The sequence below is a fragment of the uncultured Amaricoccus sp. genome, assembly GCF_937858865.1.
In the GTDB taxonomy this organism is placed as follows: domain Bacteria; phylum Pseudomonadota; class Alphaproteobacteria; order Rhodobacterales; family Rhodobacteraceae; genus Amaricoccus.
Map to the genome: position 1 here is coordinate 1 of NZ_CALLYO010000343.1, position 5,998 is coordinate 5,998.

Consider the following 5,998-nt stretch of genomic DNA (forward strand, 5'->3'; position numbering starts at 1 on the left):
GGCGGCGGAACCGCTCCGGCCCCTCGACGGCGAGGAACTGGCAGTGGCCGCCCGAAACGAGGAGAAGGAGGTAGGGAAAGCCGACCGCCTCGGTCAGCCGCGGGGTGAGCGCATGGCCGGCGAGGTGGTTGACGCCGTAGAGCGGCAGCCCGCGGCCGGCGGCGATCCCCTTGGCGAACATGACCCCGGCGAGGACGCCGCCGATCAGGCCCGGCCCCGCGGTCACCGCCACGGCGTCGATGTCGCCGAGCCCGAGGCCGGCGCGGGCGAGGGCGAGGGCGGTCACGCCGTCCAGCCGCTCGGCATGGGCGCGGGCGGCGATCTCGGGCACGACGCCGCCCCATTCGGCGTGCAGCGCGTCCTGGCCCTCCACGACCGAGGCGAGGACCTCGCCCAGCGGCTCGCCGGGGCGCGCGCGGACCACCGCGGCGGCGGTATCGTCGCAGCTGCTCTCGATCCCGAGGATGACGCGGGCGCGCGGCACGCTGGTCCTCCCACCTTGCGCCGGCCACGTTGCGCCGGCCACGTTGCGCTGGATGCCGGCCGCAGGTAACACCGGCCCGGCCGGCGCGCAACGCCCGCCCCCTCGCGGAGCCCGCTTCCCTCATGCCCCGGACGCTCCTTCTGACCCGCCCGGCGCCGCAGTCCGCCGAGTTCGCCGCGGTGCTCGAGGCCGAGCTGCCCGGGCGCTTCCGGCCGATCGTCTCGCCGCTCCTTGCCATCCGGCCGCGCCCGGCGCCGCTCGAGCTCGCGGGGCTGCAGGGGCTCCTCTTCACCTCGGCGAACGGGGTCGAGCAGTTCGCCGCGCTGAGCGTCGAACGCGGGCTGACCGCCTGGTGCGTCGGCGAGATGACTGCGGCGGCGGCGCGGCGGGCGGGCTTCCGGGCGCGCTCGGCGGACGGGGCGGTCGGCGATCTCGCCGCCCTCGTCGCCGCCGGGCACCGGCCGGGGGCGGGGGCCTTCCTGCACCTGCGCGGCACCCATGCGGCGGGCGATCTCGTCGGGATGCTCGCCGCGCTCGGCGTGCCGGCGCGGGCGGCGGTGATCTACGAGCAGGCGCCGCAGCCGCTGACCGAGGCGGCGCGCGCGCTGCTGCGCGCCGGCGGCATCGACGTCGTCGCGCTCTTCTCGCCGCGGACAGCACGGCTCTTCGCCGCGGCCGGGCAGGGGGCGGACTGGGATCTGTCGCGCACCGTCACGGTCGCGCTCAGCCCGGCCGCCGATGCCGCGCTCGTGGGTCTGGCGCCCGGTGGCCGGCGCGTCGCCGCCACGCCGACCCGGGCCGGGATGCTGGCGGAGCTCGCCCGGCTCGCGTGATGGTGCGGCGCCCCGGCCTTCGGCTTGTTGCCGCAAAATGCTTGGCCTAGTATCGGCTTGCACCGCACACCGGGAGCAGGGGCGAGGACCGATGCCACGAAGGAAGACCGATGCGACGAAGGACGACGTCGCAGCGCCCGAAACCCCTGACGCCTCCGAGGAAATCCGCCCCGGGGCCGAAGCGGCGAGCCAGCCGGAAACCGGAGCCCTGCCCCCCGCCGGGGCGGAATCGGAACCCGCGCCGCAGCCCGCGGCGACGGAGTCCGCCGAAGCCGTCGCGACGGTGACGGTCGACGAGGCCGCCGCCGGGGACCCCGCTGCCGCGGCCGCCGAGCCGTCCGCGCCCGAAGCCGCGGAGCGGGCCCCGGAGCCTGCCCCGGAGCAGGCGGCGGAGCAGGCGGCGGAGCGGGCGGCGGAGCCGGTGGCGGTGGAGGAACGCGAGGCGGACCATCACGAGGATCACGGCGAGGAGGAGGGCTGGTCGCTGCCGGCCCGGGTGCTGACCGCGCTCGTGCTGCTCCTCGCCGGCGCCGGCCTCGGGATCTGGGCGGCGCCGAAGATCGCGCCGGTGCTGCCCGCGGGGATGAAGCCGGTGGCCGACTGGCTGACCCCGGGCGCCGGCATGGCCGAGACGGAGATCGCCGCGCTGCGGGGCCAGCTCGACCAGGGGCTCTCCGGCGTCGAGACGCGCCTCGCCGCGCTGCCCACGCCCGATGACCTCGACCAGCGGATCGCCTCCGCCGTCGACGGCGCCCGGGGCGAGCTTGCGGGCGAGATCGACGCGCTGAGGCAGGCGGTCGGACAGATCGACCCCACGGCGGCGCGGCAACGGCTCGACCGGCTCGACGCGGGGCTCAAGGGCCAGGAGGCGGAGCTTTCCGCGCTCAAGGAGCAGCTCGCCGGCGCGGCCGCCGCGAGCGGCCAGCTGAGCGACGAGGCGATCAAGAACCTCAACGTCTACAATGCCGAGATGCAGGGGCTCAGGGCCGAGACGGGCGCGCTGCAGGACCGGGTGAGCGCGCTCGCCACGCGGATCGACGAGGTGGCGGCCAACGCCGAGCGCGAGATCGCGACGGCGCAGACCCGGGTGGGCGAGATCCAGTCGCAGGCGGCCACCGCGCTCGGCGCCGCCGAGACGGGCGCCGCGGTGGCGCTGGTGCGCGCGGCGCTGGCGAGCGGCCAGCCCTTCGCCGACGCGCTCGGCCAGATCGAGGGCCGGCCGGGCGTCAGCGTTCCCGCCGGGCTGACCGACGCGGCGGGGAGCGGGGTGCCGACGCTCGCCCAGCTCCGCGACAGCTTCCCCGACGCCGCCCACGCCGCGATCCGCGCGAGCATCATGGCGAGCGCCGGCGACGGCGTGCTCGCCCGCTCGCGCGCCTTCCTCGAGGCGCAGGTCGCGAGCCGCTCGCTGACCCCGCAGACCGGGATGAGCCCCGATGCCGTCCTCTCGCGCGTGGAGGACCGGCTGCGGCGCGACGATCTCGCCGGGGCGCTGGCCGAGGCGGGCAACCTGCCGAGCGAGGCGACTGCCGCGATGGGCGGCTGGCTCGACGCGGCGAAGCTCCGCCTCGGGGCCGAGCAGGGCCTCGCGGCGCTCGAGGCCGCCCACCCGGCCACCACCAACTGAAGGGGACCAAGCGATGATCTGGTCGATCCTGAAGGTCCTGGTCTTCGTCGGCTTGGTCGTCGCGCTGGCCTTCGGCGCGAGCTGGATCATCGAGACGCCGGGACAGGTGAAGATCGCCTTCGGCGGGCGCGAGTTCTTCCTCTCGCCGATCGGCTTCCTGCTCAGCGTCGCGGCGCTCGTCGTGCTGGCGCTGGTGCTCTTCAGGCTGCTCGGCTTCCTCGCCGCGGTCTTCCGCTTCCTGATGGGCGACGAGACGGCGATCAGCCGCTACTTCCTGCGCTATCGCGAGCGGCGCGGGTTCGACGCGCTGAGCGAGGGCATGGTCGCCGTCGCGGCGGGCGACGCCAAGGCCGCCACGCGCAAGGCCAAGCGCGCCGAATCGCTGCTGAACCGGCCCGCCCTCACCCACCTGCTGACCGCCCAGGCGGCGGAACTGAGCGGGGACCGCGCCCGCACCTACGAGGCCTACAAGGCGATGCTGCCCGACGACCGCACCCGGCCGGTGGCGCTGCAGGGGCTGACACGGCTGAAGATCGAGGAGGGCGATCTCGACACCGCGCTCACGCTCGCCAAGAAGGCGCTGGCGCTCAAGCCCGACAGCGAGCGCAACCTGCGCACGCTCTTCGAGCTGCAGTCGAAGCAGAAGGACTGGGCCGGGGCGCGCGAGACGCTCACCGCCTCGATGCACGCGCGCCTGCTGCCGCGCGACGTGGGCACCCGCCGCGATGCCGTGCTCTCGCTCGCCGACGCCGAGGCCGCGCTCGCCGCCGGCAACACCGCCCGCGGCCACGAGGCGGCGCTGCAGGCCAACCGCCTCGCGCCGACGCTGGTGCCCGCCGCGGCGCTGGCGGCGCGGGCGCATATCGCGAACGGCGCAAGGCGCAAGGCGGTGAAGGTGCTCACCGCCGCCTGGGCCGCGACGCCGCACCCCGACCTCGCCGCCGCCTTTGCCGCCAGCGAGCCGGAGGAGACCGCGGCGGAGCGGCGCAAGCGGTTCGCCACGCTGATCGCCGCCAATCCCGGGCATATCGAGGGGCGCCTGCTCGAGGCCGAACTCGCGCTCGCCGCCGAGGACTTCCCGGCCGCGCGCAAGGCGCTCGGCGATCTGGCCGAGACCGAGCCCACGACGCGCAGCCTCGCGCTGATGGCGGCGATCGAGCGCGGGCAGGGCGCGCCCGACGAGGTGGTGCGCGGCTGGCTCGCCAAGGCGCTCGTCGCCTCGCGCGGGCCGCAGTGGGTCTGCGGCAACTGCACCCACATCCATGCCGCCTGGACGCCGGTCTGCGAGAACTGCGGCGCCTTCGACACGCTCGACTGGAAGACCCCGCCGCACGCCGCCGACAGCAACATCGCCGATTCGGCGATGCTGCCGCTGATCATCGGCCCGCGCGCGGAGCCGGCTCCCGAACCTGCGGCCGGGCCGGCCCCCGAACCGAAACCCGAACCAAAGCCTGAGCCGAAGGCCGAAGCGAAGCCGGAGCCGAGGCCGGCGGCGGCGCCCGAGCCGGCCGCGCGGCCCGCCGGGCCGCAGGCGAAGCGCCCGGAGGAGGTGGAGGACGCCGAGCTCGCCAGCGTGGCCGACAGCGCCCGCGCCGCGGGGGCGACCTGACGGCTGGCACGCAACCTGACAGCGATTAACCCGCTGTTATTTCCCCTCTGCGATTAGTTCCCCCGGTGGGAGGCGGCCGGAGGGGGCCGCGAAAGGCAGCGGGGGCGTGCCAGATGGTGGCATTGGCGGCATTGCGCGAGTGGCGGCCGATCGAGCGGCTGCGGGAGCCGGTCCGGCTCGATCCGATCACCTCGCTGCCCAACCGGCGACAGTTCCAGGCCGACTCGGCCACCTGGGGCGGTCCCCGCTCGACGCTCGTGCTCGTCACGCTCGCTGACGCCCAGGCCTTCAACGACATCCTGCGCGTGCTCGGTCCGGCGCGGTCGGACGCCTTCATCCGCGCCGGCGCGGCGCGGCTGATCGAGATCCTCGGGCCGGGCAGCAAGATCTACCATATCAACATCCTGAGCTTCGCCTTCCGCCTGCCCGGCCACGCCGAGCCCGATCCGCCGGCGATGATCGCGCGCGTCATAGATGGCTTCCGCCAGCCCATCCTTTGCGACGACGTGCCGATCGACACCCGCATCGGCATCGGCATGAAGGCGCTCGGCCGCGGCAGCCCGGGCGAGGACCTGCGCGCCACCCTCTCGGCGGCGCAGGACAGCCGCGTCTCGCCGACCGGCTGGGCCTGGTTCGACCGCAAGAGCGACGAGGCGCACCGCCGCGCCTTCCGCCTGCTCTCCGACCTCAAGCACGCGCTCGGCGCCGAGAGCCAGCTCGAGCTGCACTATCAGCCCAAGGTGACGCTCGAGACCGGCGCCTGCCTCAGCGCCGAGGCGCTCTTGCGCTGGACCCACCCCGAGCTCGGGCCGGTCTCGCCGGGCGAGTTCGTCGAGCTGGCCGAGAAGACCGCCCTCGTCACCCCGATGACCCGCTGGGTGATCGACGCGGCGACCCGCCAGGCGGCGATCTGGGCGCGCGACGGCCTCGAGCTCTCGCTCGCGGTCAACGTCTCGCCGAAGAACCTCGAGGAGCCCGACTTCATCGAGTACCTGCTCTTCTGCTGCGCCGCGCGCCGCATCGACCGGGCGCGGATCGAGCTCGAGATCACCGAGGGGGTGAGCGCGGCGAGCGGCGGCCTCATCCTCGACCGGCTGGCGACGCTGCGGCGGCTCGGCTTCTCGATCGCCATCGACGACTTCGGCTCGGGCTATTCCAACATGAGCTACCTGACCCGCCTCTCCGCCCACACGCTCAAGATCGACAAGAGCCTGGTGCGGGGGGTGGAGGCCGACAGCCTCGGCGGGCGGCTCGTCTCGAACATCGTGCAGATGGGGCGCGATCTCGGCTACCGCATGGTCGCCGAGGGCATCGAGACCGAGGCCGAGCGCGCGCTCCTCGCCGCCTGGGGCTGCGATCTCGGCCAGGGCTGGCACTTCGGCCGCCCGATGCCGGCCCCGGCCTTCGGCGACTGGCACAGCGGGCTCGCCCGGGCGGCGCGCTGA

At 75.1% G+C, this 5,998-nt stretch carries 4 protein-coding genes and 1 pseudogene; 4 read left to right on the forward strand and 1 reads right to left on the reverse strand.

The window, feature by feature from the left end:
* Nucleotides 1–484 (reverse strand): annotated as a pseudogene (locus tag Q0112_RS09845) (tRNA (adenosine(37)-N6)-threonylcarbamoyltransferase complex transferase subunit TsaD); the annotation flags it as partial.
* A gap of 122 nt (nt 485–606) precedes the next feature.
* On the opposite strand from Q0112_RS09845, the gene Q0112_RS09850 reads away from it, so the two are divergent.
* The 4 genes from Q0112_RS09850 (at nt 607) to Q0112_RS09865 (ending at nt 5,998) form a co-directional block, all read left to right on the forward strand.
* Nucleotides 607–1,317 (forward strand): uroporphyrinogen-III synthase, encoded by a 711-nt coding sequence (locus Q0112_RS09850; protein ID WP_297974610.1) that lies wholly within the window; start codon nt 607–609, stop codon nt 1,315–1,317.
* Between the two features lie 91 nt (nt 1,318–1,408).
* Nucleotides 1,409–2,944: a mitofilin family membrane protein gene (locus Q0112_RS09855; protein WP_297974613.1), complete on the forward strand. Its 1,536-nt coding sequence runs from the start codon at nt 1,409–1,411 to the stop codon at nt 2,942–2,944.
* Between the two features lie 13 nt (nt 2,945–2,957).
* Complete coding sequence (locus tag Q0112_RS09860; RefSeq protein WP_297974616.1) at nt 2,958–4,553, forward strand: heme biosynthesis HemY N-terminal domain-containing protein; 1,596 nt, start codon at nt 2,958–2,960, stop codon at nt 4,551–4,553.
* 113 nt (nt 4,554–4,666) lie between these two features.
* Complete coding sequence (locus Q0112_RS09865) at nt 4,667–5,998, forward strand: bifunctional diguanylate cyclase/phosphodiesterase (RefSeq protein WP_297974618.1); 1,332 nt, start codon at nt 4,667–4,669, stop codon at nt 5,996–5,998.

Bases quoted from the DNA above. Each gene is read 5' to 3' on its own strand.
- Q0112_RS09860 (WP_297974616.1), top strand. From the start codon at position 2,958: ATGATCTGGTCGATCCTGAAGGTCCTGGTCTTCGTCGGCTTGGTCGTC.
- Q0112_RS09865 (WP_297974618.1), top strand. From the start codon at position 4,667: ATGGTGGCATTGGCGGCATTGCGCGAGTGGCGGCCGATCGAGCGGCTG.
- Q0112_RS09855 (WP_297974613.1), top strand. From the start codon at position 1,409: ATGCCACGAAGGAAGACCGATGCGACGAAGGACGACGTCGCAGCGCCC.
- Q0112_RS09850 (WP_297974610.1), top strand. From the start codon at position 607: ATGCCCCGGACGCTCCTTCTGACCCGCCCGGCGCCGCAGTCCGCCGAG.